This window comes from Fischerella sp. JS2 (assembly GCF_032393985.1).
Classification (GTDB): domain Bacteria; phylum Cyanobacteriota; class Cyanobacteriia; order Cyanobacteriales; family Nostocaceae; genus Fischerella.
In genome coordinates, this window is sequence record NZ_CP135918.1 from 225,670 (window position 1) to 251,762 (window position 26,093).

Below are 26,093 nucleotides of genomic sequence, written 5' to 3' on the forward strand. Positions count from 1 at the left end.
CCCCCCAACCCCACAAAGTGGGGACCCCTAGCCCCCCATCTCCCCGCCTCTAATTCCTTCACATAATTTTAAAATCAATCATGGGTACAGTATATATTACACAAGAAGATGCTTTTATCGGTAAAGTTGATGAAAGGCTTAACGTTAAATATGAGAAAAAAACAATTTTAGATGTGCCTTTAATCAAAATTGATGGTTTGGTAGTTATGGGAAGAGCAAGTATTTCTCCTGCTACGATTGCTGAATTAGTTAATTACAAAATTCCTCTAACTTTCTTGACAAATAAGGGTAAATATATTGCTCGTTTAGAACCAGAAATGAGTAAGAATATTTTCTTACGTTCTGCCCAGTGGAAAGCTATGGGAGAATCAACACAAGCGATTCATGTTAGCAAAGGATTTGTGAGAGGAAAGTTAAAGAACTATCGCCAAAGTTTATTACAAGCACAACGCCGATATACAGAACTGAATTTAAGTGCTGGTATCACTCAGTTAGAAAGTGCGATCGCAAATCTCGCTCAAGCTACATCTATTGATTCTATTCGGGGTTTAGAAGGTGCAGGTAGTGCCGCGTATTTTAGTTGTTTTAATCAACTTATTCGCGTTGAGAATTTTCAATTCCACACTCGCAACCGTCGTCCTCCCACTGATCCAGTCAACTCTTTGTTAAGTTTGGGCTATGCATTATTACGTCATGATGTGCAGGGTGCAATTAATATTGTTGGCTTCGATCCATATTTAGGATATTTACATACAGAGCGTTATGGCAGACCATCTTTAGCACTAGATTTAATGGAAGAATTTCGTCCTGTAATTGTCGATGCAGTAGTATTAGCAGCAATCAATCGTCGCATTCTTGTACCTACAGACTTTATTACCGAACCAGTCAGTAATGCTGTTTCTCTTACTAAAGAAGGCTTACATAAATTTTTACGACTATATCAAGAAAAGAAGCAAACAAAGTTTAAACATCCTGTCATGCAAAAGCAATACACTTATCAAGAATCTTTTGAAATACAAGCAAGATTACTTGCAAAATACCTCATGGGCGAAATTGAAAAATATCCGCCATTGGTAATGAAGTAATAAATCTGGTTAGTAGTTAGTAGAGACGCGATTAATCGCGTCTGTACATTAGTAGTTAGTGGTTTACTACTCCTCACACCCCTCACACTCCCCACCTCCCCACCTCCCATGTTTATTGTTGTCAGTTACGATATCCCAGAAGATAAACGTCGTACCAAAATCCACAAAGTTCTCAAGTCTTATGGACAGTGGATGCAGTATTCTGTGTTTGAGTGCAACCTAACTGAAACCCAGTATGCTAAACTGAGGGCGCGGCTAGCAAAATTCATTAAAGCCGATGAAGACAGCATCCGCTTCTATTTTCTTTGTGCTTGCTGTCAGGGTAAGATTGAGCGCATTGGCGGCGAAATGCCAATGGATACTACAGTGTTTTTTGCTTAGAGTTTGCGTTGATAATTAGGTGTTTGAGAGAAGAAACTGAATGGCACTAAGATAAATGATCTCCTTAAGAAGTAAGATACAGCGCTTTGTATCTAGATGGAGTACACCCCTCCCTAACCCTAAGCGTGGGTGGGGTTCTTCTGTACCTCACTTCAGGGGGCGACAATACCCGCTAAAGTACTATAGGTAAAGGGTTTGAAGTAACAGACACTCTCAAAAAAATGTAGCTTATTGACAATGAACTGTGCAGCTATTAAGCACTTATCTATGGGGGACAGTTTGATGGTAAAAAAGAACGGTCTCGTCCATTAAACAAGACCGTCACTATAATGTTCCCCTCATTTTATCAAGAGTTCCTAGAAAAGAATCTAAATAAATCACAGTTAATTACGCTCTCGATGTTGGTGTGGTTACTACAAAATCAAAAGCAAGTAAGAATAGAAAGACTAGCAGCCACACTACCTTTACCTATACAACAAAACAGTCGTAGACGGTATTTACAAAGGTTTCTAAAGCTGAATACCTTGAGTGTAGTGTTGCTATGGTTTCCCATCATTAAAGAAATAATTAGTAGGCTTTCTAAAGCTGGCTCACAAGTGATTGTCGCACTGGACAGAACACAATGGAAAGAAAATAACGTGTTAATGGTGAGTGTGATTTACCAAAAAAGAGCGTGGCCAATATATTGGTGCTTACTAGAAAAAGATGGTAGCAGTAATCTCACTGAACAGCAAAAAGTATTACGTCCAGTAATTCGACTCCTAAAAAAATACAAATTAGTTATTATTGGGGATAGAGAATTTCACAGTATAGAACTAGCAAATTGGCTGCACAAACAGAATGTAGGCTTTGTATTCCGCCAAAAACAGGATACCACTTTTCGCCAAAAAAGACGCTCCTTTCAGCCGTTAAAGAGTATTGAAGTTTATCCGGGAATCCAACAGTTTTATTCTGGAGTCAGTATCACTCAAAAACGAGGATTTGCTAGATTTAATTTAGCAGTCTATTGGAGGCGAAAATATCGAAATAAACAAGAATCATCACCTTGGTATTTACTAACTAATCTACCCGATTGTGAAACTGCTATCAAAATTTACAAACAGCGTTTTGGTATTGAAGCTATGTTCGGTGATTGCAAAACAGGGGGTTATAATCTTGAAGGCTCTAAAGCCAACCCTGATAGACTTGTGCGTTTAATTTTCTTAATTGCTTTGGCCATGACGAGTGCTTGGTTATATGGACAAAGAACTAAATTTCAAAAACAAGAATCTTATACCAATTTGAAAAAAGAATGCGACAGATGGTAAAAATAGACAGAAGTAGCATTCAGGGTATGTGATGGTAGGGGTAACACAGATCGAGATAGTTGATAGTGTCGAGGAACTAGAGAAGTTGCTCAGACATCAAAAACAGTCTCGGAGCAAAGAACGTATACAAGCCCTATATCTGATTAAAGGGCAAGAAATGAGTGTAAGTGAGATTGCTAAAATCTTGGGAAAACATCGAGCTACAGTACATCGATGGTTGGCAGATTATCGAGAAGGAGGAATTGAGGCGGTTGTTGAATTTGGAACGAGTTCAGGTCGAAAAAGAGCAATACCAGATTGGGCTGTATCGAGTTTGAAAAAACAACTCGAACAACCAGAAGGTGGGTTTCAACGGTACACACAAATACAACATTGGTTAGAAAAAACCTTGGGTGTGCAAGCTGAGTACGCAACTGTACATCATCTGGCACGTTACAGGCTCAAAGCCAAGCTGAAAGTCCCACGTCCGCGTAACCGAAAACAGGACGAAGAAAAACTAGAGTCTTTTAAAAAAAACTCGGTGATGACTTGCAATTAATTGCTCAATACAGTGCCATTATCTTGCCCCAGTACGAAAATATTCGTTATTTTGTACAAGATGAGAGTCGATTTGGACTCAAAACCATTGAAGGACGTAAAATTACTCTTCCCGGAGTTAAGCCTATTGGTGATTGGCAGTGGCAATTTAAAGCGTTCTGGCTATATGGAGCAGTTGAACCACTTACTGGGGAAAGTTTATTTTGGCAGTTTTCTCATGTTGATACCGAATGCTACCAACAATTTTTGAACGAGTTCGCTGCCTGTTATCCCAAATCACTTAACATTCTCCAAGTTGATAACGGCTTATTTCATAAAGCTAAACGTTTACAAATTCCAGAGAATATTGTTCTTTTGTTCCAGCCTGCTCATTCTCCTGAACTGAATCCCATAGAGCGCGTTTGGGAATATCTCAAGCAAGACTTGAAATGGGAGCTATTTGATCACCTGGAGCATCTGCAAACCAAGGTTGCTCAACTCCTAGCTCTCCTCACTCCTCAAATTGCTGCTTCTTTGACTGGTTATGACTTCATCCTCAATGCCTTATCTGTCGCAAACATTTTTTGAATTGGTATTATATTTGTCGCACACAAGAAAAAAGTAGAACCTCTAAACGACACAGTAATTTTTGGATAGGTTTATATGGTCAAAATTGGATAGTTGCTTGGCATTTTGGTCAAGCATGGGTCGAGGAACTGGTTAGTTCCATTCGCAATAAGCAAGCATATTATCAGCGAGGTTTAAGGGCTATGAAACTTATACAGCAAGCACTTTAGCTCGCTTGTCGCCCCTTGAAGTACCTCACTCAGATGAAATCTGCTGTAAAAGTTGCAACATGGTACGATGAGGGAAAGAAGTAATTGTCAACCGTTTCAATCCCTAATAGGGATTAATAAAAGTTGCAACCGATGGCAATGCCAGAGGTATCTCCAATCACGCTGTTTCAATCCCTAATAGGGATTAATAAAAGTTGCAACGACTTTTACAGACAAGTTTGTATTGGGAATATTTGTTTCAATCCCTAATAGGGATTAATAAAAGTTGCAACTTGCAACCTTACAAAAATTGGGAAGGTAGAAACACAACCGGTTTCAATCCCTAATAGGGATTAATAAAAGTTGCAACCCAGTTTATAGCCGTTCTACGCCACGATTCGTAAAAGTTTCAATCCCTAATAGGGATTAATAAAAGTTGCAACTTTTCTCCACCAGCCCTCAGCTTCCCCACGAACATCAGGTTTCAATCCCTAATAGGGATTAATAAAAGTTGCAACCTCTTCCTTGCTTGGTTTTTTGCCGTTAAAGCTTTGCTGTTTCAATCCCTAATAGGGATTAATAAAAGTTGCAACGAGCGGTTTTGTAATGAAAATCTTTGCGTGAACGGTTTCAATCCCTAATAGGGATTAATAAAAGTTGCAACTTAACCTGTGGAATCGGTCAGGCGTTAAAACCGGTTTCAATCCCTAATAGGGATTAATAAAAGTTGCAACTTAACCAGCATCCCAAAGCTACCAGGCTGGAGGTTTTGTTTCAATCCCTAATAGGGATTAATAAAAGTTGCAACATAATACATAGAGCGATCGCATAGGGGTTCCAAGTTTCAATCCCTAATAGGGATTAATAAAAGTTGCAACGTATCTCCTCAATTGTTAAGCCAGAAGCAGCATTGTTTCAATCCCTAATAGGGATTAATAAAAGTTGCAACGTACCGCCGCAGGTCGTCTACCGGCACGATAAGGGTTTCAATCCCTAATAGGGATTAATAAAAGTTGCAACAGTCAAGTAGTTCTTGGAGCGTGATATCTGCAAAGGTTTCAATCCCTAATAGGGATTAATAAAAGTTGCAACAACCATCTGGTTGCCTCAGGTTTAACCTTTGCTAAAGATGTTTCAATCCCTAATAGGGATTAATAAAAGTTGCAACTCTAAGTACGACACAGTATCCGAAATCACTTTGACTAAAGTGTTTCAATCCCTAATAGGGATTAATAAAAGTTGCAACCTTGACCTGGTTCTACCTCATCCCCAATTTGCACATATGGTTTCAATCCCTAATAGGGATTAATAAAAGTTGCAACACACACATATACACCAGTCTTGATCGACATCAAGTTTCAATCCCTAATAGGGATTAATAAAAGTTGCAACAAAAAAGATAAATAGTGCGATCGCTTGCGATGAAGTTTCAATCCCTAATAGGGATTAATAAAAGTTGCAACCGCACGAGCGCAAAAGGCTTTTCGTCATTGCCTACCCCGTTTCAATCCCTAATAGGGATTAATAAAAGTTGCAACATTCTTACTACTTCATCTTCACTAATAAACTGCTGTTTCAATCCCTAATAGGGATTAATAAAAGTTGCAACCTCTTAAGCTAACAAAGATTTGGTCTGAATCAGGGGTTTTAGTTTCAATCCCTAATAGGGATTAATAAAAGTTGCAACGATGACATCAACTATGCATTCGTAATAAATTGTTTGTTTCAATCCCTAATAGGGATTAATAAAAGTTGCAACGGTTCTTAACTTCAAGGTCAGTCTCAGGTGTTGGTTTCAATCCCTAATAGGGATTAATAAAAGTTGCAACGTTGGTAGGTAATGCTCTGAATCATACCCCAATAAGTTTCAATCCCTAATAGGGATTAATAAAAGTTGCAACCAGAGGCATGGGGTGTAACTCGTAGTGAAGCGAAGTTTCAATCCCTAATAGGGATTAATAAAAGTTGCAACTTAATTAAGTTTTCACTTATAGAAGTGTTCATCTAGTTTCAATCCCTAATAGGGATTAATAAAAGTTGCAACCTCTCATTGAACTGTGATATTTTTGCAAACTGGGAAAATACGTTTCAATCCCTAATAGGGATTAATAAAAGTTGCAACCGAATTACCGAGAGAAATTTGAAATAGCTAGGGCGTGTTTCAATCCCTAATAGGGATTAATAAAAGTTGCAACCATCAGCTGGGGTTATACGGTACCTTCAGTTTATTCAGTTTCAATCCCTAATAGGGATTAATAAAAGTTGCAACCCTGTTCTGTATGCCCTTATGCGTTGCTGCAAGTTGTTTCAATCCCTAATAGGGATTAATAAAAGTTGCAACCTTCAGGGCCATGAATCCAGCTACAGCCACACCGTTTCAATCCCTAATAGGGATTAATAAAAGTTGCAACAGGTACAACAGTAGTATACGTTGGGAAAATCCGGTTTCAATCCCTAATAGGGATTAATAAAAGTTGCAACTGCGGTCAATCTTATAGGATTGAGGAGTCGTTTTACGTTTCAATCCCTAATAGGGATTAATAAAAGTTGCAACATCACTCGTAGGGTCAAATCTGCGTTTGTACCTGTTTCAATCCCTAATAGGGATTAATAAAAGTTGCAACGTCTGGATAAATTGGAGATACCGAGTAACCCCAAGTTTCAATCCCTAATAGGGATTAATAAAAGTTGCAACTGATGTATACATCACTACTGATGAACAAAGCGGAGAAAAGTTTCAATCCCTAATAGGGATTAATAAAAGTTGCAACTTCGTTATCTAAAAATGTCGTGTTGCAAACCATTTAGTTTCAATCCCTAATAGGGATTAATAAAAGTTGCAACTCTTGACTCCGGCAGTGATGAGTGGGGTGGGGATGTTTCAATCCCTAATAGGGATTAATAAAAGTTGCAACTCCCGACGAACAGCTCGATCAGCTCCCCTTTGTTGTTTCAATCCCTAATAGGGATTAATAAAAGTTGCAACGCATCACGGTACTTGATGAGCAACAAGCCGTACTAGTTTCAATCCCTAATAGGGATTAATAAAAGTTGCAACAAGCTTCACCACTGCTCTGGTCTTCCCTGTACCCATGTTTCAATCCCTAATAGGGATTAATAAAAGTTGCAACACTAGTCTCCTCTATAAAGAAGGCTAGTTGACTAGTTTCAATCCCTAATAGGGATTAATAAAAGTTGCAACATGGAGCAGGTTAACACGTACCTTAAAGATGCACATGATAAGATAGACAAAAGTTACCAGTATATGTTATCCTTAAAGAAAGATACTAAGGAAAGTAAAAAGTAACCATGCTACCAGTTATAGAAGTTTTGATATATGATATCCACGGAAACCCTCACAACGTATCAGTGGGTGTGGATAGTGTATCGGTGCTGGATGATGGACTAGAAGACGACGACTATACAGATGCTGAAGAAGTACAAGTTGTCTTAAGTAACGGTGACTCCTTTGTCTGTAACCCTTGGGACGACAAGAACCGAGGGCAGAAAGATACTATCTGGGATATGTTTCTTTGTATGTAGCTACTACGTAGCAGGACTGCCACAAAGTGGCTATCTCTCTTGCTTTGGCCACATAGTGGCTACCGTCCAGATGATATCCGGAGATGAAGTTGAGTCAGTATCCGTTTTAGACGATGGGCTAACTGATGACGACATAAAAGGTTTCAATCCCTAATAGGGATTAATAAAAGTTGCAACGTGGATAGTCATCATCACTCTACCTTCAACACCCAGTTTCAATCCCTAATAGGGATTAATAAAAGTTGCAACGTTACGTATGTCTTCCCAAGTAGCATCGTACAGGTCGTTTCAATCCCTAATAGGGATTAATAAAAGTTGCAACAACCCTACAGGAAAAACCAGCGCCTTCTGGATGGAGTTTCAATCCCTAATAGGGATTAATAAAAGTTGCAACGACTTCTGAAGAAAGTGATAGACAGGGAGTCTGGCTGTTTCAATCCCTAATAGGGATTAATAAAAGTTGCAACTTACTGCTGAAACGGCACAGTACTACGACTTACAGGTTTCAATCCCTAATAGGGATTAATAAAAGTTGCAACATGTACTCATTTTGTATAACTAGTTACCTATATGTTTCAATCCCTAATAGGGATTAATAAAAGTTGCAACACGGTACTGCCGCATGGGGTGGTATCGTAGGGATGTTTCAATCCCTAATAGGGATTAATAAAAGTTGCAACCTTTACTTTCCGGGCATACTCTTTGTCACGTGTTGTTTCAATCCCTAATAGGGATTAATAAAAGTTGCAACTTTAGCCCGAATGTTACCACGACTAGCCCAGTATGTTTCAATCCCTAATAGGGATTAATAAAAGTTGCAACGTTTCAGTTGACTTAACAAAGTGATAGTGACACATGTTTCAATCCCTAATAGGGATTAATAAAAGTTGCAACTATGCCTGTGAAAGCTAGGGCAGTTGCTAACCCGTTACCTAGTTTCAATCCCTAATAGGGATTAATAAAAGTTGCAACGCTTGTCTGCTTTTCCTGACTACCTAGTTCGACTTGTTTCAATCCCTAATAGGGATTAATAAAAGTTGCAACTGTCCCAACCCTTCAAAAAAGGCAACAAACACCTTGTTTCAATCCCTAATAGGGATTAATAAAAGTTGCAACAACCCGGACTACGGTACAGAGTTGGAGCTGTTTAAGTTGTTTCAATCCCTAATAGGGATTAATAAAAGTTGCAACGGTGTACGCCAACGTTCTACCGGATACCACAGAGTTTCAATCCCTAATAGGGATTAATAAAAGTTGCAACCCAGAGTACTCTCTATACTTCCAGACGGGAAAGTGTTTCAATCCCTAATAGGGATTAATAAAAGTTGCAACTCCTGTAGTTCCTGCAAAAGCTCCCCCCGGAGGAGTAGCCAGAGGTTTCAATCCCTAATAGGGATTAATAAAAGTTGCAACGTTCCATATACAAGCGGCGCTACTAGAACTACGTAGTTTCAATCCCTAATAGGGATTAATAAAAGTTGCAACCATGAGTAGTCATAGACAGGGGAAAACAGGTAACCTGTTTCAATCCCTAATAGGGATTAATAAAAGTTGCAACTGAAATCGGTGCTCTACCGGTGCTCCATGATTCTGTTTCAATCCCTAATAGGGATTAATAAAAGTTGCAACATCAACGTGCCAGTCAATGGCTCTATCAGCAGCCCACTCCTGTTTCAATCCCTAATAGGGATTAATAAAAGTTGCAACCGGTGCTCTACCGGTGCTCCATGATTCTTTTGCAGTTTCAATCCCTAATAGGGATTAATAAAAGTTGCAACAAGTTACCAGCCGCCCTGACCTTGGAACTCTTTCACGTTTCAATCCCTAATAGGGATTAATAAAAGTTGCAACGTCAACTCTTCGGGTTCAAGCCGCATCTGCGTCTTGTTTCAATCCCTAATAGGGATTAATAAAAGTTGCAACGGTCACCTGGTTTCCTAGGAGTTGGTGTTCGCTTCGTTTCAATCCCTAATAGGGATTAATAAAAGTTGCAACTCAATTGGGGTGAAGGCTGGCAAGTTACCCGGAACTTTGGTTTCAATCCCTAATAGGGATTAATAAAAGTTGCAACGGCTCGACACAGAAGCCTTTCTGTATTTGGTTTTCAAGGTTCAGTTTCGTCAACCTGGAGTCAATATAGCTTTTCATCTGTTGAACTGTCAATATGGATTTGGCAAAATATACCTCAAAGCCTTGATTTATAGGTGTTACAGGCTTTGCGTCAACCTCTGTTTAGATAAAAGAGGGTTCAAAAGCAGAATTGACAAGACTTTCAGCCAGTAATTTTTACCTCCTATACAAAACACCTACAGGTTGACGCAAAAATTCTAATTTTTCATTGCTAAGGTCAAACCATCAGCGATCGCTAACATGCTAAGTGTCACTCTTTGATCTTGATGTAGTTTCTGATTAAATGCCCGAATTGTATTAGTTCGATTATCCTGTTGTTGAGGATCTGCAACTCGACCTGACCATAGTACATTATCGATCGCAATCAGTCCGCCTCGGCGCACGAGTTGCAAAGCTAGTTCGTAGTAGTTGTCATAGTTGCTTTTATCAGCATCAATAAAAGCAAAATCAAAGGTTTCTGTTTCTCCTGCTGCGATGAGTTTTTCTAAAGTTTCTAAGGCTGGGGCAAGGTGCAAATTGATTTTATCTGCTACACCTGCTTTTTGCCAGTAACGACGAGCGATAGCTGTATATTCTTCATCAGTATCACAGGCTACTACTTTACCGTCTGCTGGTAAAGCCAATGCAACTACTAAAGAACTGTAACCAGTAAATACACCTATATCTAAAGTTTTTTTTGCTGCAATTAATTTAACTAGCAATGCTAAAAACTGTCCTTGATCGGGTGCAATTTGCATCATGGCCATAGAGTGCTGTGCTGTTTCTTGACGCAGCTGAGTTAAAATTTCCGGCTCTCGCAAAGATACTGAAAGTAAGTAATCATAAAGAGATTTTTCTATTCCAAGAGTTTTATTGCTCATAAAGTGCGATCGCTTTTTGTATCTTCTTTTCTGTTTTTATCGCAAAACTGCATAAGTTGATTTTACCTATACCCATAAATAAGATAGAAGGGAAGCTACCAAACTGAACTTCTGTAACAATTAACTACTAACTTTCTGAATCAAAGCTACACATTGTTTGTAGTTACGTTAGTAATGCAACTACAAACATTCTTTAAAGATATTTCCCTTATCTCCTAATCTCCGCGTCGCTGCATCTTCTAAATGCTGTATTCCAATAGAGGTTTAGCTGGAATATAATTTTGCTGTTCCAGATAAAATATTACCTTAGCAAGGCTATCTTCTATTGTTTCTTCTGCGGTATAGCAAATAATATCAGGATTGAGGGGTTCTTCGTAGGGGTCATCAACTCCTGTAAAAGCTTTAATCTCTCCAACTCTAGCCATAGCATAGAGTCCTTTGATATCTCGTGCTTCACAAATTGCTAAAGGTGCATTGACATAAACTTCTACAAAATTTTTCGTAGTCTGTCGCAGTTCTTCTCTAGCATCGCGATAAGGACTGATAGCAGCAACAATTGCTATTACTCCATTACGGCTGAGTAAATTTGCCACAAAGCCAATACGACGGACGTTGACGTTACGGTCTTCTCTACTAAAACTCAAATCTTTAGACAAGTTTTTTCTAATTGCATCACCATCTAAAACTTCAACTAATTGATTGCGTTTTCTGAGTTCGCGTTCTAATCCTTGAGCAATTGTAGTTTTACCAGAAGCACTAAGTCCTGTTAGCCAAATTACTAAACCTTCAGATGTTTGCACTAAATTTTTGATACTGGGAATTGCGTGTCTCATAAGAAGCTTGATTTGATAAAAAGTATTACTTTTGCTAAATTTTAATTCACTTCAGCTGCAACGATTTGACATGATCCTAAAATTTTTCTAGATTTTATTGTGTGTTTAAGTATACTTGCAAGGGTATATTTGCTGAACTATTATCGGTAATGGGTAATTGGTAATTAAGATACTAATGATTTTCCAATGCTTAATGCCCAAGTTTTATATCGTAAGCAATTAGCCGGACTTGATATAATTTAACTTCTAAGCAATGATGATTTAAATTTGTAGAATAAATAAAAAGAAAATCCCTATGATTGTAAATCATAAGGATTCAGGAAAAACTGATAACTGTTAACTGATGACTGATAACTGACTATTAAAGCCATTGCCCTCCATTAAAACGCCACCGAGGAAATAAAATTCGCATAATTGATTGGGAAGCAATAAAAACTGCTAACCAAACAATACTGTAATGCAAAATTATTAAGAATAATGGTAATTCATTTTTCGGAACAGGTGTTGGTAAAAAACCAATAAACTTAACACCACAAACTACAAAAATAAATTCCCAAACACCAGATAGTAGTTGATATAGTGCGGGCCAGTCTCTATCCCAACGTTTTTTTTGAATTTGGTCATACACTATATCCCAAAAAATTCCAAAAATGGCGACATAGGCAATTATCCAAAAATAAATGACGCCAGGTTGGAAACCAATTAAACCTATTACAAAGGGTATGGATACGAATAAACCTACAGTTACTAATAATAATAATCGAGTTTGCCAGCGGCCTAATAAGGTAGGAGTCATATTTACAGAATTAAAAATTAAAAAACTCAGAATGAAAATTTTTGCTCTGATTGTCAAATAGTATCTTGATTTGAGGCTGGAGAATAGGATTTATTTTGAAAAGTTGCGATCGCTTCCCAAGTAGTGACATCTGCCAATAAAGCTTGATAACCTGATGTATTAGGGTGAAGACCGTCATGACTGAGACGTTTTAACCACCAATGTTCACCACGTTCTATCCATTTCTGGAAAATGTCAAGATAGGGAATTCCTCTTTGCAGACAGGCAATGCGAGTTGCTTCTTTGTAGAGATACTGATCGGTATGATTGTAATACAGGCAGTCGAGAAATGGCATTTTGGACTCATCAACTGGTGTCATGCCCACAAATAATACAGGACATAGTTGCTGGGCCATTTCTAGTAGGGAATTTATTTGTGCTTGAAAAGCGTCAAAGTCTGTATAGTTGCGTCTATTCGGACGACCTAAGCGGGCTGAATCATTGACACCGACTGAGAGAATGATTAAATCTGGAACTTGATTGCGTAGTTCGCCGCGATGCCGAAACTCTACTTCTAGTCTTTGGGCGACTTGTTGGACGCGATCGCCCCGTACGCCTAAATTATAGATGATGTGACCAGCACTGTCAGGTGACATCCACTGTCGCCGTAGTCGTTCAACCCAGCCACCTCCCTCTGGATCACCGAATCCATATACTAAACTGTCCCCCAGTGCGACAATCTTTAAAGGTTGACTTTTGGTTGGTCGAGTAGACAGCTGCATGGAAGAAGGTGTTAAAAATAACTGCATTTGAAAAAACTATATTTTATATCTTTACAGAATTCTATACATTTCTACACCATTTCAGAGTATCTGATTTTCTGTAAATGACTTCTTTTCACACAGTTTTTACACAAGACAATAGCAATTGTTTTGCCGCTCTAGATTGGATTAATTAAACTTTAAAATTGAGCTACCAAGTATTCTACTACTGACTGTCTTTACAAGAAATTCATAAACCATAGAAGAAAATACGGAAATTGGTAATGGTCAATGGTCAATAGTCAATGGTCAATTGTTAGTGGTTGGTTGGTGGTCATTTGTCATTGGTTATTAGTCATTAGTTATTTATTTCCTTTGTCTTCCTTGTCCTCCTTGTCTCCCTTGTCTACCCCATCCCCGATCCCCTACTAAGGCGATTGATTAAACACCCACTTTAACCATTGCCCAAAAGAACTAATGGGGTTGAGACTATGCACACCGGGGGCGCGGGCGGTGGCCAGACCATCTACAGCACGTAGACAGGCGTATTGCAAGCCAAGGAAACTGTCAACTGCTGCGTAGGGACCACCAAAAGTAATTGCTCCTGCGGCATAAACTTTACCTTGAGCGTTACGCATTTCTACTAACTCAAAGTTATTAGCCACAGCCAAACGTCCTATAGGATTGAGTGGTAAGTGGTAATGTTCGACTAAATCCTTGAGTAAAGGGCTTTCTTTGACTTTGGCATCAAGACCAGTAGCATCAATAATAAAATCAACGGCAGGGAGTTGAATTTCGCCAAAATCTTTGTCTTGAATATAGGCAATGAGATGTTTTTGAGCGTCCTGTTCAACTCTAGTGACGACAGCAAATTGAATTTTATACCAGCCTTCTCTTAGCCCAATCTCTGTGATCAACTGCCAGTCTAAGCGGTCAGCAGTTGTGGTTCCACCCCATACTTTGTTAGATATTAATTCTTTACGCTGCTCTGGGCTGGCTTTTTCTAGGGTTTCTCGTAATTCTCCACCCCAACAAGCTTTGGGCCAGTTAAATGGTTGCAATTCGATATGATGCTTGACGATGCGCTGGGAAGTACCGTATTTATTACCTTGGGGTTTTGGCGATCGCATTAAATGTAAAATAGAAATATTCGGGTTTCTCTTGCGTGCCTCATATATGCGTTGCACAATTCGAGAAGCAACAATTCCTCGTCCTTGAATTAAGACTTTACCACCCTGGCGTTCAAGGAGTTCGTATACATGGTTGTGGTCTTCGTAAGCATTTACAACCGACCTAAAGTCTTTGTATCTTTCCCGATAAGCTTGTAAATGAGGAAGAAATTGCAGCGCTGGATAACCAGTCGCTAAGTGTAAATAACGGCTGACATAAAAGGCATGGTTCCCACGTCCACGAGAATAGGCTACACAATACCTGCCATCATCTGTTTTGCGAATTGCCAAGACTCGTCCAAACCGATAAATTTTGTCCCAACCAATACGTCTTGCCTCCCGGTCTATAGAATTAAACACATTACCTGCACGGGGTGTATAAGTTTCAGCAAAAGTAGGTTCAGCAAAAACCTTCCATAGATGTTTGATAGACTGATCAATTCTGCCTTTGCCAAAGTCATGCCAAGCTTCTCGCAAGGCATAGCTAGGCCAACCCCAAATATTGTCAGGACAAGAGTCAGAATTGGAACGCAATCTTTCGTGTAGAGGAATTTGGGAATTCAAACACAGAAGTTTATAACGCGCATAAGGTTCTTTATCTATACCCAGTGCCGCTATCTTGTCAGTTTTGACACCACATAATCTTAGTAAATCTACCCAAATAAAACTACCTAATCCTGCTCCTATCGCTAAATAGTAAGTTTCATCTACCGGCATACCAGTTGCATGAAGTGCTTGAACAGAGACAAGTTCCTGCTGAAAGATTGGTGGTGGGAAATTGCTACCTAGTGGTGTTACTACTTGTGGAGCTAAAGTAGGGTCTGGAAGGTTAGTGTTGGGGTTGAAGATAATGACAGAATTCCCACTGGGGGCTGGTGGGGAAGGAATAGGAGGACTAGGTGGTATAGGTGGACTGGCTGGAACAGAGGCAGCAAAGGTTACAGAAATGACGTAAGGACCTATTTGTAAAATATCACCGCTATTGATTACAGCCCGTGTTTGGCGTTGACCGTTGACGTAGATACCATTGACGCTACCTTGGTCTGTGACCACTAGTTGGTTTTGTTCCCACTCAATCAAGGCATGGAAGCGAGAAACTTGGTCATGATTTAACAGCATCCGGGCTACTGGTTGTCCCCTAAGTTCGGCAGGCATCCGGGCAAATTCTCTACCGAAGGCAATCGGTACTCTCAACCTTGGTTCTCGTTGTTCTCCTGTAACTGGGTCTTGCCAGAGTAATTGAATTTCTAAAGAACCGTTATTCATAAGTATTTCTATTTATTAAGTAAGTAAATATAGCTTATGTGATGGTTTTTATTAGTTATTAGTCATTTGTCATTGGTCAATTGTCATTAGTCATTCTCTCCCCACACTCCCCACACTTCCCACACTCCTCATACTCTCCCTTGTCTCCATTGTTATTTGCAATTCACTAATGACTCGGTGGTACTAATACGCTGAGGGCATCTTGCAAAGAATGACCACAGTGCTGACAGCCTAGTAGCAAGTCCTTATACGAAGAAAGTTTTTTACATCTGGGACATTGCAATCCATAAACCCCTTGTGGTTGTGCTTGCTGTTGCACGCCGGGTGTGACTGGATGATGGTGATGATGTGCTGCGACCTGTGGTGTGGGCTGGTGATAATTGGGATGTACCTGTGGTTGTTGCTGTGGTGTAGGTTGGTGATAATTAGGATGTACCTGTGGTTGTGCAACAGGTACTGGCGGAGGATTGGTAGCTTGTGGTTGTGGCGGTGTCAAAATAGTTGGTGGTACGGTGCTACCTCCTGGAACAGAAACTTCTGTTACTTTAAGTAGTTGTTGTCCTAAATAAATAATGCTACCTTCACTTAGAGGTATTTCACCTTGAACGAGTTTCTGCCCATCTACAAGGGGAGGGTTTTGTTCACGCAAATTTTTCATTAAAAAACGCTGCTGCTGAGCGTTAAAAAAGATTTCTACATGTAAGCCTGATACTGTAGGATGACTCAAAACAATATCACACCGGACTGGATCGCGACCAATACGGATAGTGCCAGGATTTTTACTTGGCTGTTTTTCGTGGATTTTCTGAGTTTTAATTTGACCGGCGTCTTGCCATTGTAAAGTTAGTGCGTTCATTGTTCTCCCCCCAAAACCTATATTTTATATACAATTCCTCCCTGTGCGATTCCTAACACGATAAGGCAGGTGCAAGCAACTAATTACAACATATTTAGATGAAACTTTAGAAAGTAATTTATTTTGATAGTATGCTTAGTGTTGCTTTGCGTAAAATTATGGTGTTTGTAAACGCAGAGGGACGCAAAGGCAGCGCAAAGGTTCGCGGAGTATTTACGACTTTGTGGAATTTTGTGCTTAGCGATCGCTTGCTAATTTGTCAGCAATTCGTGTAGTTTCTGGTAAGCGATATTTTGGTGTGCAGCGTAATACGTAGTCAATTGCTGTGGGTAGACTTATACGATGTCCGCTAGAAATATATACAGGCTTGACTCCGACACGGGTTCGCAACACTGCCCCGACTATTTCACCTTTATGTATTAAGGGTTGCCAACTACCTCGTGTGTCTGGTAATTCTTCATGTTTACCAACAAGTAATGATTTTGCTACACCAATAGTAGGTATATCTATGATGACTCCTAAATGGCAAGCTATACCAAATCTTCGAGGATGAGCTATTCCTTGACCATCACATAAAATTAAATCTGGTGTAATTTTTATTTTTTCTAATGCATCTAGGACAGCAGGTATTTCTCGGAATGAAAGGAAGCCAGGAATGTAGGGAAAAGATGTCGGACGGCGTGCTATGCTCGTCTCTTGTAATTCCAACTCCGGAAAACTCAGCACCGCTACTGCTGCTCTACTAATAGTACCATCAGCTTCAAAACCCATATCGACACCAGCAACGTATTGTACAGGTTGCTGGAGTTGATCTGAGGTAATTACTTCAGCTTGCATTTGTTCTTGAATAGCGATCGCTTCCTCTACACTCAGAGTCCAAGCATGACGTTGACTAATCTTCATATCTAACTTTCTGGGTGGTGAATGACTACTACCCGGTAGAAAATGATTTTTCCGAAATCATTAAAGGAAATTGTGTATTTAACAATATCATTCATTAATGTTAGAAATATTGTAACTTTTTGTTAAAGAGCAGATAGCGAATTTATTTTGACCAGATTAGTAGTTAGCCACATAAGTTTGGCGATGTATGTTGTGAGTGCTTTACCACTCATTGACTAAATATTTCCCATTACTTAAACATACTTTACTGGGAATAACACAAGTATGCATAGCAACAGAAGAAACATAGAAAGAAACTTCTCACTTAATTGTTATTTGAGTGGAGGAGTGATGGTATTGATCTTGGCATTTATTTTCCGCCCCTTTACTATTGTGAACGCCGGAGAAAGGGGTGTTGTCATGCAATTTGGTAAAGTTCAAGACAGGGTGTTAGATGAAGGTATCCATCCAATTGTACCAGTCATCACATCTGTGAGAAAACTAAATGTTCGAGTTGCTCAAAATAGTTTTAAAGCCGATGCTGCTTCTCGTGATTTGCAGAAAGTCACAACTGAACTTGCTGTAAATTGGCATATAGATCCCACACGAATAAATAAAGTTTTTCAACAAGTTGGAGATAATGAACAAATTCTTGTGGGAATTATGACTCCCGCAGTCTCTGAAGTTTTGAAAGCAGCTACTGCTAAAAAAACAGCAGAAGAAATCATCACCAAGAGAACAGAATTAAAACAAGAAATTGATAATGATTTAAAATCTCGTCTTGCTACTTACGGTGTAATTGTTGATGATGTTTCTTTAGTAAATTTTGCTTTTTCTCCAGAGTTTAGTCGGGCGATTGAAGCTAAACAAATAGCTGAACAAGAAGCTAAACAGGCAGAATTTATTGCGAAACGAGCAACCCAAGAAGCACAAGCAGACATCAACCGTGCTAAAGGTCAAGCAGAAGCACAGAAATTACTAAGACTAACTTTAACCCCGGAGTTGTTGCAAAAGCAAGCAATAGAAAAATGGGATGGACATTTCCCAACAGTCATGGGTGGTAATGATAGTTTGCCATTGATTAATATTAACCCTGCTAATTTAAACTCTCAAAAACAAGCTAATCAGTAGTAGCTTTAAACTATGTTTCTTGAAACACTAATTGTTAGTCCAATAGTATTTTTGAGAGTGGTGATCATTGTCATCATCTCAATTAGTTTACACGAACTTGCTCATGGTTTAGTTGCTTTGAGTCAAGGAGACGACACTCCCCGTAAACAAGGACATATCACTCTTAATCCTTTAGTACATATGGGTTGGGAATCAATTATATTTCTTTGTGTAGCTGGTATTGCTTGGGGGAAAATGCCAATAAATGCTGCTAATTTTCGTTCACAAAGATTAGGTAATATTTTAGTATCCGTAGCAGGGCCGTTGTGCAATTTAGGTTTAGCGTTTTTATTTATAGCACTATTAAAAATACTTGCTAGTTCTACGTACATAGAGTTTTTGAGTTTTCAATTCCTTTACATGGCAGCACACATTAATTTGATGCTTTTCTTGTTTAATCTCTTACCTATTCCACCTTTAGATGGTTTTTATATCTTCAGCGAAATATTCCCTACTTTAAAATCACTGCAATATACCTATTTTGGATTATTTGCTTTAATGATGCTATTTTTGATTCCCGAATTTGGTGATGGATTAAGTGCGATCGCTGTATTTATTTTACAGACTGTTTTATAAATTGGGATGATAGCCAGCACTTAAGTCTAATGTAAATTAACCATTATTTTTAGAGAAACTATATGAACAAAAAAACTCAATCCACACAAATAATCCATCTGTGTCTATCGGTGTGTATCGGTAGTCGATTAATAAAAAATATGGTGGGTTGACGATGAAGTCGAGTAAAGAAAAAACGTAGAGGCGTAAGCGGCTTCCCGGAGGGTAAACAGATGAACACTGATTGTTTACCAAGTTTTACCCAACTTGCCACGAAAACCATCAAAAGTTCCCACAATACAAGCCCATAGTTTCAACAATATCAAATCTGGTTCATAGCGGATAATTCTCTGCATCATCATAATTAAAAATTTTATCCTGTACGCTATTGAGCGATACAACTTAATTTTTGCTACAAGCCTTGTTTCCAAAAACGTATGATTTCTACAAGCATAGTAATAGCGAGAGGGAGAACAAATAAAAGTGCTGAATGTATTTATATCTTTTTTCAATCTATCTTTAACTAAAGAGTAATTTCCGATACGATGTTTCATCATCGCATTTTTAACAACAATAATTTCATATCCCTGATTGCGGAAGTTCATACAGTAGGCATAATCTACCGCATCTAAAAATAAATCTGCTTTTGGTGGTTCAATACATTTAGCTGTATTAATATTTACGAGAGAACCAGAAGTAATGACAGCATCGCATTGATAGAAATTCTGAATAGCAGCAACTCCAGGGAGAGGCACAAGCTTATAATCTTGAAACACACAGCCAGGAAATTCTTGCTTTGTATTAATATCAAATATGACTGGAGCAATAATTCCTATATTTTTATATTTAGATAAATCTTGGTAATAAGTTAATAGTGTTTCTAAAACATTAGAATTAGGTTCACTATCTTGATCAAACAACCAAAGAAAATCATAACCTTGTTGGATAGCCCAGTCAACAGCAATTTTTAATCCTCCAGCAACTCCAATATTTTCAGGATGAAAATCTACAATAATTTTCTCATACCTGTTATCAGTGATAATTTGATTTTGAGAATTATCAATTATTAAGATTTTTTCAATTGGATATGACTGTTTTGTGATGGCTGTGATAGTTTTATTCAGTGCTGCTATTTCTTGATAAGCAGTTATATAAGCTGATACTCTATAGTTTGGCATTGAAATTACAAAATCTACTAATTTATAAATTAATGTAGAAACTTATAAAAGTATTGAAACAACATCTAAATAATTTCAACATCTTTCACTAAACCTAAAAGTTTTTTCAGTTTAAACCACTGATTTCTTAACTTCCAAAACTTACTTGATTCCATTGCTGCAATTTGAGCATAAGCACATTGTAGTTCTTGGAAGATAAAATGATTTTGAGTTTGTGGAGGAGAGAGATTTAATTCAAGATAAATTTCACTTTTAGGAAAGCCAAACAACATATCTGAGGTATAATATTTATTAGCTAATTTAACAAATTTGTGACAAAAATATTTAGCTAGATTCAGTGCATACTTGTTAGTAGTATTAATCATTGACTCAGCATGTACTCTATAGCGACTAAGTACTGTAGGAATAAGTTTACATGAGTAGTTAGATTGAGCTATTTTGAGCCAGAGGTCATAGTCATCCCATCCAAACCAACCATATTCAATTAATTCTGTAGAATATCCACCGAGTTTTAGTAATATATTTTTATCAAACATAGCCATAGCATCTATGTATGGCTGTTTCACTAACTTATATATATCCCACTCATAGCAAGAAATCCGATTCATTTCTTGCTTGGTTTGGTGATCAAATTTTTGGATTTCACTATAAACAGCAGCATATCGAGAAGAGTTAATTTTCTCAAAAAGCACAGATAAACAATTCGGATAAATCCAGTTATCAGCGTCTAATATAAAAATATAGGGGGAACGAGCTAGTTTCAATCCTACGTTTCTAGCATCTGCTAAGCCAGTATTAAACCATTTGCTAACCAAACAGATTGGCAATTGAGATTGTTGCAAATATTCTAAAACTAAATTAGCTGAGTTATCTGTCGAACAATCATCAATAACTAATACTTCAATACCTCCTGGTATATCAATGATATCTGTTTGAGAAACACTTTCTAAACATTCATAAATATATTCTGAGTAGTTATACAGTGTAATTATCACTGATATAGATGGTTTTTCGCACAGTTCATATGCAGAGTTTGATTTTATATCCCAGGGTAAATTACCCATTTTTTCACATAACTGTGCTGCTTGTAAACGAGAGATATATAATAATCTTTTTTCATCTATAGTTAAATTTACATCCTTGATTTTGAGTGGTTTTGGTGCTATTTTAGTTGATTCGTAAAAGTTTTTTTCAGAATTATTTGTATGATGTTCTAATATCAAGCTGTTCTGTAAATAATTAGTATTTAATTCTGTTTGATTTGCCAATAATTCTGAGTGACGTGAGTTCAAAATGACTTGTTCTAATAGCAATTGAGAATGTTGCTCTGTCTTAATCATCGCTGAGTTTACTTTGGCGAAATAAAAGATTTTTTGAGTTGAAACCAAGCTTGACGAAGTTTCCAAAATTTACTACTTTCCATTCCTTTAATAATGTTTTGGCAATGCTCCCAGGCTGTATGAGCTTGGTATAACTGAGTTTGTGTACTTTGCCATTGTTGCTGAATTTCTTGTAAATGATATTGTGCTTGTTGCAGTTGATTTTGTACTTCTTCTAGTTGTGTTTGAGTTTTTTCTAACTGAATTTGTTGCTCTTCTAAAGCAAAGTGCGATCGCTTCAACTCGGCATACATTTCTTTAAGTTGATTTTGGTAATTATTATGTTCTTCACATAATTGAGAATATTGTTGATATAAAGATGAATATTTACCATCCAAACTTAAAGGAAATGCCCGTAGGACAAACTGCAATGTATCTGCATCTTCATCTTGTTCAATCGCATTAATCACACTAATATCAACCTGATTTTTATCTATATGAGGTATCCAGTCTGAACCAGAAAAAATTGGTAATTTTATTTGTTCACAAGTATCAACAAAATATCCAGAACTCTCGAATAATTCTGTAACACTTTGACGTGTAAAAAATCTTAAATGTGTATTGTCTAAAATACCAAGTTCTGTATATTCAAACTTTCCTTGTAATAAAGCTAAACGGATTGCTCCATGAGCAATGTTAGGAATAGAGGCTATTACGTATCCTCCTGGCTGTAATAGTTCCCTAGTCTCTTCTAGTACTTTCCAAGGGTTACGCAGATGTTCTAAAACATCTCCAAATACAGCTATATCAAATCTTTCTTCTGGTAATATATCTTTTAAGTTAACAAAATCCAAATCCGCAATAATAACTTTTTCACAATATTGCTCAGCAATTTTGGCAGCTTTTGCATTGATTTCAATGCCCGTGACTTGGCAACCTTTACTGCTAAGCAATCGAGCAAAATAACCTGTAGCACAACCAAAATCTATTATATGCTTATTTTCTCCTACCCAACGGAGCATTTTTTTTAAACTACTATTTTCATCTAAACTTTCTACAGTAATATTTGGCAGTAAAGGATAATCTTTCTCCAATTTAGTAATCATAAAAAGATAGTTTCTATTTTCTGATTTCTGTTAGTTTCTGTGGTGATACTTGGACGCTTATAGGCAGATTTACCAAAGCATGAATGCGTTTACCTGTATTAGGAGGAAGCACTTGAAAAACCATTGCATTGTCAATCCAATCAAATGACATCGCTGTATAGTTTTCTGCACCTGCTACAGTTAAGCTATAAGACCCCGGACGTAATGGCAGACGAAATTTAAATTCTATTTTTAACTGTTCTCCTGGCTCTAATTTACCAATCGGAGAATTCTCTTCAAAGGTGTTACTACCAATTAATTCATTACCATTTCTATCACAGATAAAAAAACCAACTATACATGCTTGTAATACTTCACAAACATGAAGTTCAAGAATTAATGTAACTTGTTCGTTAAATCCTAGAGTAGGTGTCTCTGCTAATTCTTCTCCTAGTTGGTTTAATAATCGGATATTTTTAATTAATGCTTTACGATTACCTCTACGAGCAGGCTGATTTGCGATTAAATTTTGCTGATTAATTTGGTTGTTAGGTAAATACTCTTTTTTAGTGACTGTTCCTAACTCTGTTTCTGTAACCAGTTTCATATATTTGATGATGACAGCATTAGGTACTCCAGAAAAGTAAATTTTACCTTCATGAATCATCACTGCTGAATTACACAATGTTTTTACTGCTCCAGAGTCATGAGATACAAATAATGTTGTGACTCCAGAATCCATCAAACTTCGCATCCGGCGCATACAGCGATGTTGAAATACTATATCTCCTACTGCTAGCGCTTCATCAACAATTAAAATTTCTGGATCAACATTAACTGCTACGGCAAATGCCAAGCGGACAAACATACCACTCGAATAAGTTTTAACTGGTTGCTCAATAAAATCTCCAATATCAGCAAAACTAGCTATTGCTTCAAATCTATCTTCAATTTCTTTCTGGCTTAATCCTAACAATCTGCCATTAAAAAATACATTTTGTCTACCAGTAAATTCTGGATTGAATCCACTTCCTAACTCTAATAATGCTGACACACGACCATTGACTATCACTTCACCAGTAGTAGGTGTTAAAGTTCCAGCAATAATTTGTAATAAGGTACTTTTACCAGAACCATTTTTACCCACAATTCCTATTGTTTCACCCTTTGGAATCTCTAAATTTATATCTTTTAATGCCCAAAATTCCTTAGCTCTACTTCTAGCAGGTAAAAAAATTTCTTTGAGCCTATCGACAGGATGAATATAGCATTTAAAGCACTTGGAGATATTTTTTAGAGAAATTGCTATTTCTTCTCCCATATTAATTTTTGCTTGCAATTCTTAAAAATTCCACAGCATGAATAAATCATGCTTGTGGAAGCTGGTTTGAGCCTGCGCTGCCATTTCACTAGAACGTTTCATTACATGATAAGTGGCAGGAAATTTATTCAGTTGCCATTTTGCCAAAACTGTGAATATGAGCCTTATCTTTAGGGATTAAAGACATATTTTTAGGAATTGCTGTGGTTATTTCAAAACTTGATGAACTCGACAGACTCTCCTTTTAGTCCATTTACATAGGTGGTGTAATGATAATTTTTGAAGACTGCCCATACATTTACGCGAAAAAGGGCAGTTTACAAAGTGGCATATTTATAGCATATTTTTAGTTGATAATGACTCATTTACTACTTGCACTAGTTCAAATTCTGTGCTTTGATACAAATCACGTAAGCGGAAACACGAACTAAATCTTCTGCTTGGGTGTTCCTGAATCTTTTTCCAAAATAGGAATATATAAAGTGGACACCATAAATTAAGTTCACAAAATATAGGTAGAATTTTTTCTTCCTTATTTTTCTTTTTGTCTCATAATTCTTTGCTATGTATTAAAGACAAATACCTATGTGATACATCACACAAACATTGGATAAAGGTCTCTTTTGCTTATTTCGTAAGCCCTGCACATGCAAACTCTATTTTCCCTACCAGTTGTACTTAGTCTAAGTGCTACTTCAAAACTTGATTATCTTATGCATTTTCCCTGTGTACATGTATAGCCTTGGTTAATGACACTAATTGACAATTGACAAATATTGTGATATAGAGTTAAATCTTTCAATGAGGTAAGGCGTCAGTGTATCCCCACCAAGAGAGTCACTAACGCCCTTTGTCAAACACATTATTGATAACTTAATCATGACACAAAATACACAATGCAACGAACCTAAGAGCAGTACCCAGACTGTTGCCTACAAAAATCGTCTAAATTCGTGGGTAATAGCCCGTTTGCTTCCTGACACACAGCGTCAGATTATTGCTCGTTTCCGTAGTCGATCTGACGCAGATGGACACATGCAGCGTTTGCGCCAGATATCACCTGAAGATAACTTTGTAGTTATGTTTGATTGCCAAACTGATGAAAGTTTGAATTAAAGCTATGGAAAAGCGATCGCACTTCTCAAAATAGAGCTGCGATCGCGCATAATAAATACTTGCCAAATCTCTAATTCAAATCCTTCGGCAAAATCTCTAGTTTTTCCATCTGCATATTTGTAATCGATAGTTGTTAATTCTTGTTTTCTATCCCAAATTGGTTGAAGATATTTTATTAATTGTTCTGGCGGTGCTTGCTTGGCATTTAAAGGACATAGATAAAAATCCCCACCCGATAATATAAATAAATATATATTAATGAAGAACGGGTATGTCATCGACTCGTTCGTTTGTAATTATAGGTTCAGACATTAAGCCCGTCGTTGAACATAGCAAGTCTCCAACAGCATAGTGATGACTCCCACCTATTAGCGCAAATTAAGCTACAATTCAAGCAGTGCAAGGACTTTCCATTTATCTAGCCCATGCTTGAAAACCTGCAAACCCAATTTTACGAACTAGAACAATTCGCCAACTCCCTTGTCTCTAATCAGTTGACGCATCTGAGTATACTAAGCATAGGTGTCATTTTTATTGCTGGGCTTCTCACCAGTCTCACGCCTTGTATGCTGTCTATGTTGCCTATCACTATCGGCTACATCGGCGGTTACGAAGCGAAAAGTCGTCTGCAAGCTGCTGCCCAGTCTACTTGGTTTGCTTTCGGATTAGCAACTACTCTTGCAAGTTTAGGGATTTTAGCAGCTTTGGTTGGAAAAGTCTACGGGCAAATCGGTTTTGGTTTACCAATTATTGTTAGTGTTATAGCTATCCTGATGGGGCTGAATTTGTTGGAAGCTTTGCCCTTGCAAATGCCATCCTTTGGAGGTACAGAGTGGATTTCTCAAGAATTACCCCAAGGTATGCGCGCCTATGTGATCGGTCTGAGTTTTGGTTTAGTTGCTTCTCCTTGCAGTACTCCTGTTTTAGCAAGTTTATTAGGTTGGGTTGCCAATACACAAGACTTAATTTTAGGTGCGGTTTTGCTCATTTCTTACACCGCAGGTTATGTAGCACCATTAATTTTGGCAGGTACCTTTACTGCTTCGATTAAAAAGATACTAGAATTACGCCGTTGGTCTGGTTGGATTAACCCAATTAGCGGGGCTTTGTTAGTAGGATTTGGTGTTTTTTCTCTCGTTTCTCGGATTTCTTTTTAATAGTTAGTGGTTAGTAGATAGTGATTAGTGGTCAAATACGAACTACTAACTA

The 26,093-nt window shown here is 37.8% G+C and carries 21 protein-coding genes, 1 pseudogene and 2 CRISPR repeat arrays; of the genes and pseudogenes, 10 read left to right on the forward strand and 12 right to left on the reverse strand.

The genetic code is table 11. The features are described 5' to 3' along the window. Nucleotides 1-80 precede the first annotated feature (80 nt). From cas1d to RS893_RS01005, 6 genes are all read left to right on the forward strand, one after another. Entirely contained in the window at nucleotides 81-1,085 is a 1,005-nt protein-coding gene (gene cas1d, locus RS893_RS00980) for a type I-D CRISPR-associated endonuclease Cas1d (RefSeq protein ID WP_315789396.1), read from the forward strand. 108 nt (nucleotides 1,086-1,193) lie between these two features. After that, nucleotides 1,194-1,466 carry a CRISPR-associated endonuclease Cas2 gene (cas2, locus tag RS893_RS00985; protein ID WP_315789397.1) on the forward strand — a complete coding sequence of 91 codons (273 nt, stop codon included), beginning with the start codon at nucleotides 1,194-1,196 and terminating at the stop codon, nucleotides 1,464-1,466. A gap of 398 nt (nucleotides 1,467-1,864) precedes the next feature. Beyond that, nucleotides 1,865-2,773 carry an IS4 family transposase gene (locus RS893_RS00990; protein WP_315789398.1) on the forward strand — a complete coding sequence of 303 codons (909 nt, stop codon included), beginning with the start codon at nucleotides 1,865-1,867 and terminating at the stop codon, nucleotides 2,771-2,773. 31 nt (nucleotides 2,774-2,804) lie between these two features. Further along, the gene (locus RS893_RS00995) at nucleotides 2,805-3,311 is read left to right on the forward strand and encodes a helix-turn-helix domain-containing protein (RefSeq protein WP_315785251.1); all 507 of its coding nucleotides are present in this window, start codon (nucleotides 2,805-2,807) and stop codon (nucleotides 3,309-3,311) included. Then, a complete protein-coding gene (locus tag RS893_RS01000) occupies nucleotides 3,302-3,877 on the forward strand; it encodes an IS630 family transposase (protein WP_315785248.1) in 576 nt (191 codons plus the stop codon). Before RS893_RS00995 ends, RS893_RS01000 begins: the two co-directional genes overlap by 10 nt. Before the next feature lie 302 nt (nucleotides 3,878-4,179). Beyond that, nucleotides 4,180-7,268: a CRISPR direct-repeat array (repeat unit 37 nt; unit sequence GTTTCAATCCCTAATAGGGATTAATAAAAGTTGCAAC). A gap of 106 nt (nucleotides 7,269-7,374) precedes the next feature. Continuing rightward, entirely contained in the window at nucleotides 7,375-7,608 is a 234-nt protein-coding gene (locus RS893_RS01005) for a hypothetical protein (protein WP_315789399.1), read from the forward strand. Between the two features lie 140 nt (nucleotides 7,609-7,748). Further along, a CRISPR array of direct repeats spans nucleotides 7,749-9,679; the repeat unit is 37 nt; unit sequence GTTTCAATCCCTAATAGGGATTAATAAAAGTTGCAAC. A gap of 256 nt (nucleotides 9,680-9,935) precedes the next feature. Here the strand turns inward: RS893_RS01005 and RS893_RS01010 are convergent. The 7 genes from RS893_RS01010 to nfi form a co-directional block, all read right to left on the reverse strand. Further along, nucleotides 9,936-10,598 carry a class I SAM-dependent methyltransferase gene (locus tag RS893_RS01010; protein WP_315789400.1) on the reverse strand — a complete coding sequence of 221 codons (663 nt, stop codon included), beginning with the start codon at nucleotides 10,596-10,598 and terminating at the stop codon, nucleotides 9,936-9,938. A 239-nt stretch (nucleotides 10,599-10,837) separates the two neighbouring features. Continuing rightward, complete coding sequence (cysC, locus tag RS893_RS01015; RefSeq protein ID WP_315789401.1) at nucleotides 10,838-11,431, reverse strand: adenylyl-sulfate kinase; 594 nt, start codon at nucleotides 11,429-11,431, stop codon at nucleotides 10,838-10,840. Between the two features lie 361 nt (nucleotides 11,432-11,792). After that, nucleotides 11,793-12,227 carry a hypothetical protein gene (locus RS893_RS01020; RefSeq protein ID WP_315789402.1) on the reverse strand — a complete coding sequence of 145 codons (435 nt, stop codon included), beginning with the start codon at nucleotides 12,225-12,227 and terminating at the stop codon, nucleotides 11,793-11,795. A gap of 53 nt (nucleotides 12,228-12,280) precedes the next feature. Then, nucleotides 12,281-13,015 (reverse strand): GDSL-type esterase/lipase family protein, encoded by a 735-nt coding sequence (locus tag RS893_RS01025; RefSeq protein ID WP_315789403.1) that lies wholly within the window; start codon nucleotides 13,013-13,015, stop codon nucleotides 12,281-12,283. Nucleotides 13,016-13,395: 380 nt separating this feature from the next. Then, nucleotides 13,396-15,402 carry an FHA domain-containing protein gene (locus RS893_RS01030; RefSeq protein ID WP_315789404.1) on the reverse strand — a complete coding sequence of 669 codons (2,007 nt, stop codon included), beginning with the start codon at nucleotides 15,400-15,402 and terminating at the stop codon, nucleotides 13,396-13,398. A gap of 166 nt (nucleotides 15,403-15,568) precedes the next feature. Further along, on the reverse strand, nucleotides 15,569-16,258 hold the full coding sequence (locus RS893_RS01035) for an FHA domain-containing protein (protein ID WP_315789406.1): 690 nt from the start codon (nucleotides 16,256-16,258) through the stop codon (nucleotides 15,569-15,571). 237 nt (nucleotides 16,259-16,495) lie between these two features. After that, the gene (nfi, locus tag RS893_RS01040; RefSeq protein WP_315789407.1) at nucleotides 16,496-17,161 is read right to left on the reverse strand and encodes a deoxyribonuclease V; all 666 of its coding nucleotides are present in this window, start codon (nucleotides 17,159-17,161) and stop codon (nucleotides 16,496-16,498) included. A gap of 330 nt (nucleotides 17,162-17,491) precedes the next feature. Between nfi and RS893_RS01045 the strand changes: the two genes are divergently transcribed. Together RS893_RS01045 and RS893_RS01050 are read left to right on the forward strand one after the other, a co-directional pair. Beyond that, on the forward strand, nucleotides 17,492-18,271 hold the full coding sequence (locus RS893_RS01045; protein WP_396336405.1) for a prohibitin family protein: 780 nt from the start codon (nucleotides 17,492-17,494) through the stop codon (nucleotides 18,269-18,271). Between the two features lie 12 nt (nucleotides 18,272-18,283). Further along, nucleotides 18,284-18,886, forward strand: coding sequence for a site-2 protease family protein (locus RS893_RS01050; protein ID WP_315789409.1), 603 nt, complete (start codon nucleotides 18,284-18,286; stop codon nucleotides 18,884-18,886). Between the two features lie 227 nt (nucleotides 18,887-19,113). Here the strand turns inward: RS893_RS01050 and RS893_RS01055 are convergent, their stop codons facing one another. The 4 genes from RS893_RS01055 to RS893_RS01070 all read right to left on the reverse strand — a co-directional run bounded on the left by RS893_RS01055 (nucleotide 19,114) and on the right by RS893_RS01070 (nucleotide 23,768). After that, nucleotides 19,114-20,043, reverse strand: a complete 930-nt coding sequence (locus RS893_RS01055; RefSeq protein WP_315789410.1) for a glycosyltransferase family 2 protein — start codon at nucleotides 20,041-20,043, stop codon at nucleotides 19,114-19,116. A gap of 65 nt (nucleotides 20,044-20,108) precedes the next feature. Beyond that, nucleotides 20,109-21,383, reverse strand: a complete 1,275-nt coding sequence (locus RS893_RS01060; RefSeq protein ID WP_315789411.1) for a glycosyltransferase family 2 protein — start codon at nucleotides 21,381-21,383, stop codon at nucleotides 20,109-20,111. Between the two features lie 8 nt (nucleotides 21,384-21,391). After that, a complete protein-coding gene (locus RS893_RS01065; RefSeq protein WP_315789412.1) occupies nucleotides 21,392-22,468 on the reverse strand; it encodes a class I SAM-dependent methyltransferase in 1,077 nt (358 codons plus the stop codon). Nucleotides 22,469-22,481: 13 nt separating this feature from the next. Then, nucleotides 22,482-23,768 carry an ABC transporter ATP-binding protein gene (locus tag RS893_RS01070; RefSeq protein WP_315791825.1) on the reverse strand — a complete coding sequence of 429 codons (1,287 nt, stop codon included), beginning with the start codon at nucleotides 23,766-23,768 and terminating at the stop codon, nucleotides 22,482-22,484. Between the two features lie 879 nt (nucleotides 23,769-24,647). Here RS893_RS01070 and RS893_RS01075 point away from each other — a divergent pair. Further along, nucleotides 24,648-24,884 (forward strand): hypothetical protein, encoded by a 237-nt coding sequence (locus RS893_RS01075; protein WP_315789413.1) that lies wholly within the window; start codon nucleotides 24,648-24,650, stop codon nucleotides 24,882-24,884. A 59-nt stretch (nucleotides 24,885-24,943) separates the two neighbouring features. Here RS893_RS01075 and RS893_RS01080 read toward each other — a convergent pair. Then, nucleotides 24,944-25,126 (reverse strand): annotated as a pseudogene (locus RS893_RS01080) (IS1634 family transposase); the annotation flags it as partial. A gap of 183 nt (nucleotides 25,127-25,309) precedes the next feature. On the opposite strand from RS893_RS01080, the gene RS893_RS01085 reads away from it, so the two are divergent. Beyond that, complete coding sequence (locus RS893_RS01085; protein WP_315789415.1) at nucleotides 25,310-26,041, forward strand: cytochrome c biogenesis protein CcdA; 732 nt, start codon at nucleotides 25,310-25,312, stop codon at nucleotides 26,039-26,041. Nucleotides 26,042-26,093: the final 52 nt, after the last annotated feature.

Bases quoted from the DNA above. Each gene is read 5' to 3' on its own strand.
- cas1d (WP_315789396.1), top strand. From the start codon at position 81: ATGGGTACAGTATATATTACACAAGAAGATGCTTTTATCGGTAAAGTT.
- cas2 (WP_315789397.1), top strand. From the start codon at position 1,194: ATGTTTATTGTTGTCAGTTACGATATCCCAGAAGATAAACGTCGTACC.
- RS893_RS00990 (WP_315789398.1), top strand. From the start codon at position 1,865: ATGTTGGTGTGGTTACTACAAAATCAAAAGCAAGTAAGAATAGAAAGA.
- RS893_RS00995 (WP_315785251.1), top strand. From the start codon at position 2,805: ATGGTAGGGGTAACACAGATCGAGATAGTTGATAGTGTCGAGGAACTA.
- RS893_RS01005 (WP_315789399.1), top strand. From the start codon at position 7,375: ATGCTACCAGTTATAGAAGTTTTGATATATGATATCCACGGAAACCCT.
- RS893_RS01010 (WP_315789400.1), bottom strand. From the start codon at position 10,598: ATGAGCAATAAAACTCTTGGAATAGAAAAATCTCTTTATGATTACTTA.
- cysC (WP_315789401.1), bottom strand. From the start codon at position 11,431: ATGAGACACGCAATTCCCAGTATCAAAAATTTAGTGCAAACATCTGAA.
- RS893_RS01020 (WP_315789402.1), bottom strand. From the start codon at position 12,227: ATGACTCCTACCTTATTAGGCCGCTGGCAAACTCGATTATTATTATTA.
- RS893_RS01025 (WP_315789403.1), bottom strand. From the start codon at position 13,015: ATGCAGTTATTTTTAACACCTTCTTCCATGCAGCTGTCTACTCGACCA.
- RS893_RS01030 (WP_315789404.1), bottom strand. From the start codon at position 15,402: ATGAATAACGGTTCTTTAGAAATTCAATTACTCTGGCAAGACCCAGTT.
- RS893_RS01035 (WP_315789406.1), bottom strand. From the start codon at position 16,258: ATGAACGCACTAACTTTACAATGGCAAGACGCCGGTCAAATTAAAACT.
- nfi (WP_315789407.1), bottom strand. From the start codon at position 17,161: ATGAAGATTAGTCAACGTCATGCTTGGACTCTGAGTGTAGAGGAAGCG.
- RS893_RS01045 (WP_396336405.1), top strand. From the start codon at position 17,492: ATGGTATTGATCTTGGCATTTATTTTCCGCCCCTTTACTATTGTGAAC.
- RS893_RS01050 (WP_315789409.1), top strand. From the start codon at position 18,284: ATGTTTCTTGAAACACTAATTGTTAGTCCAATAGTATTTTTGAGAGTG.
- RS893_RS01055 (WP_315789410.1), bottom strand. From the start codon at position 20,043: ATGCCAAACTATAGAGTATCAGCTTATATAACTGCTTATCAAGAAATA.
- RS893_RS01060 (WP_315789411.1), bottom strand. From the start codon at position 21,383: ATGATTAAGACAGAGCAACATTCTCAATTGCTATTAGAACAAGTCATT.
- RS893_RS01065 (WP_315789412.1), bottom strand. From the start codon at position 22,468: ATGATTACTAAATTGGAGAAAGATTATCCTTTACTGCCAAATATTACT.
- RS893_RS01070 (WP_315791825.1), bottom strand. From the start codon at position 23,768: ATGGGAGAAGAAATAGCAATTTCTCTAAAAAATATCTCCAAGTGCTTT.
- RS893_RS01075 (WP_315789413.1), top strand. From the start codon at position 24,648: ATGACACAAAATACACAATGCAACGAACCTAAGAGCAGTACCCAGACT.
- RS893_RS01085 (WP_315789415.1), top strand. From the start codon at position 25,310: ATGCTTGAAAACCTGCAAACCCAATTTTACGAACTAGAACAATTCGCC.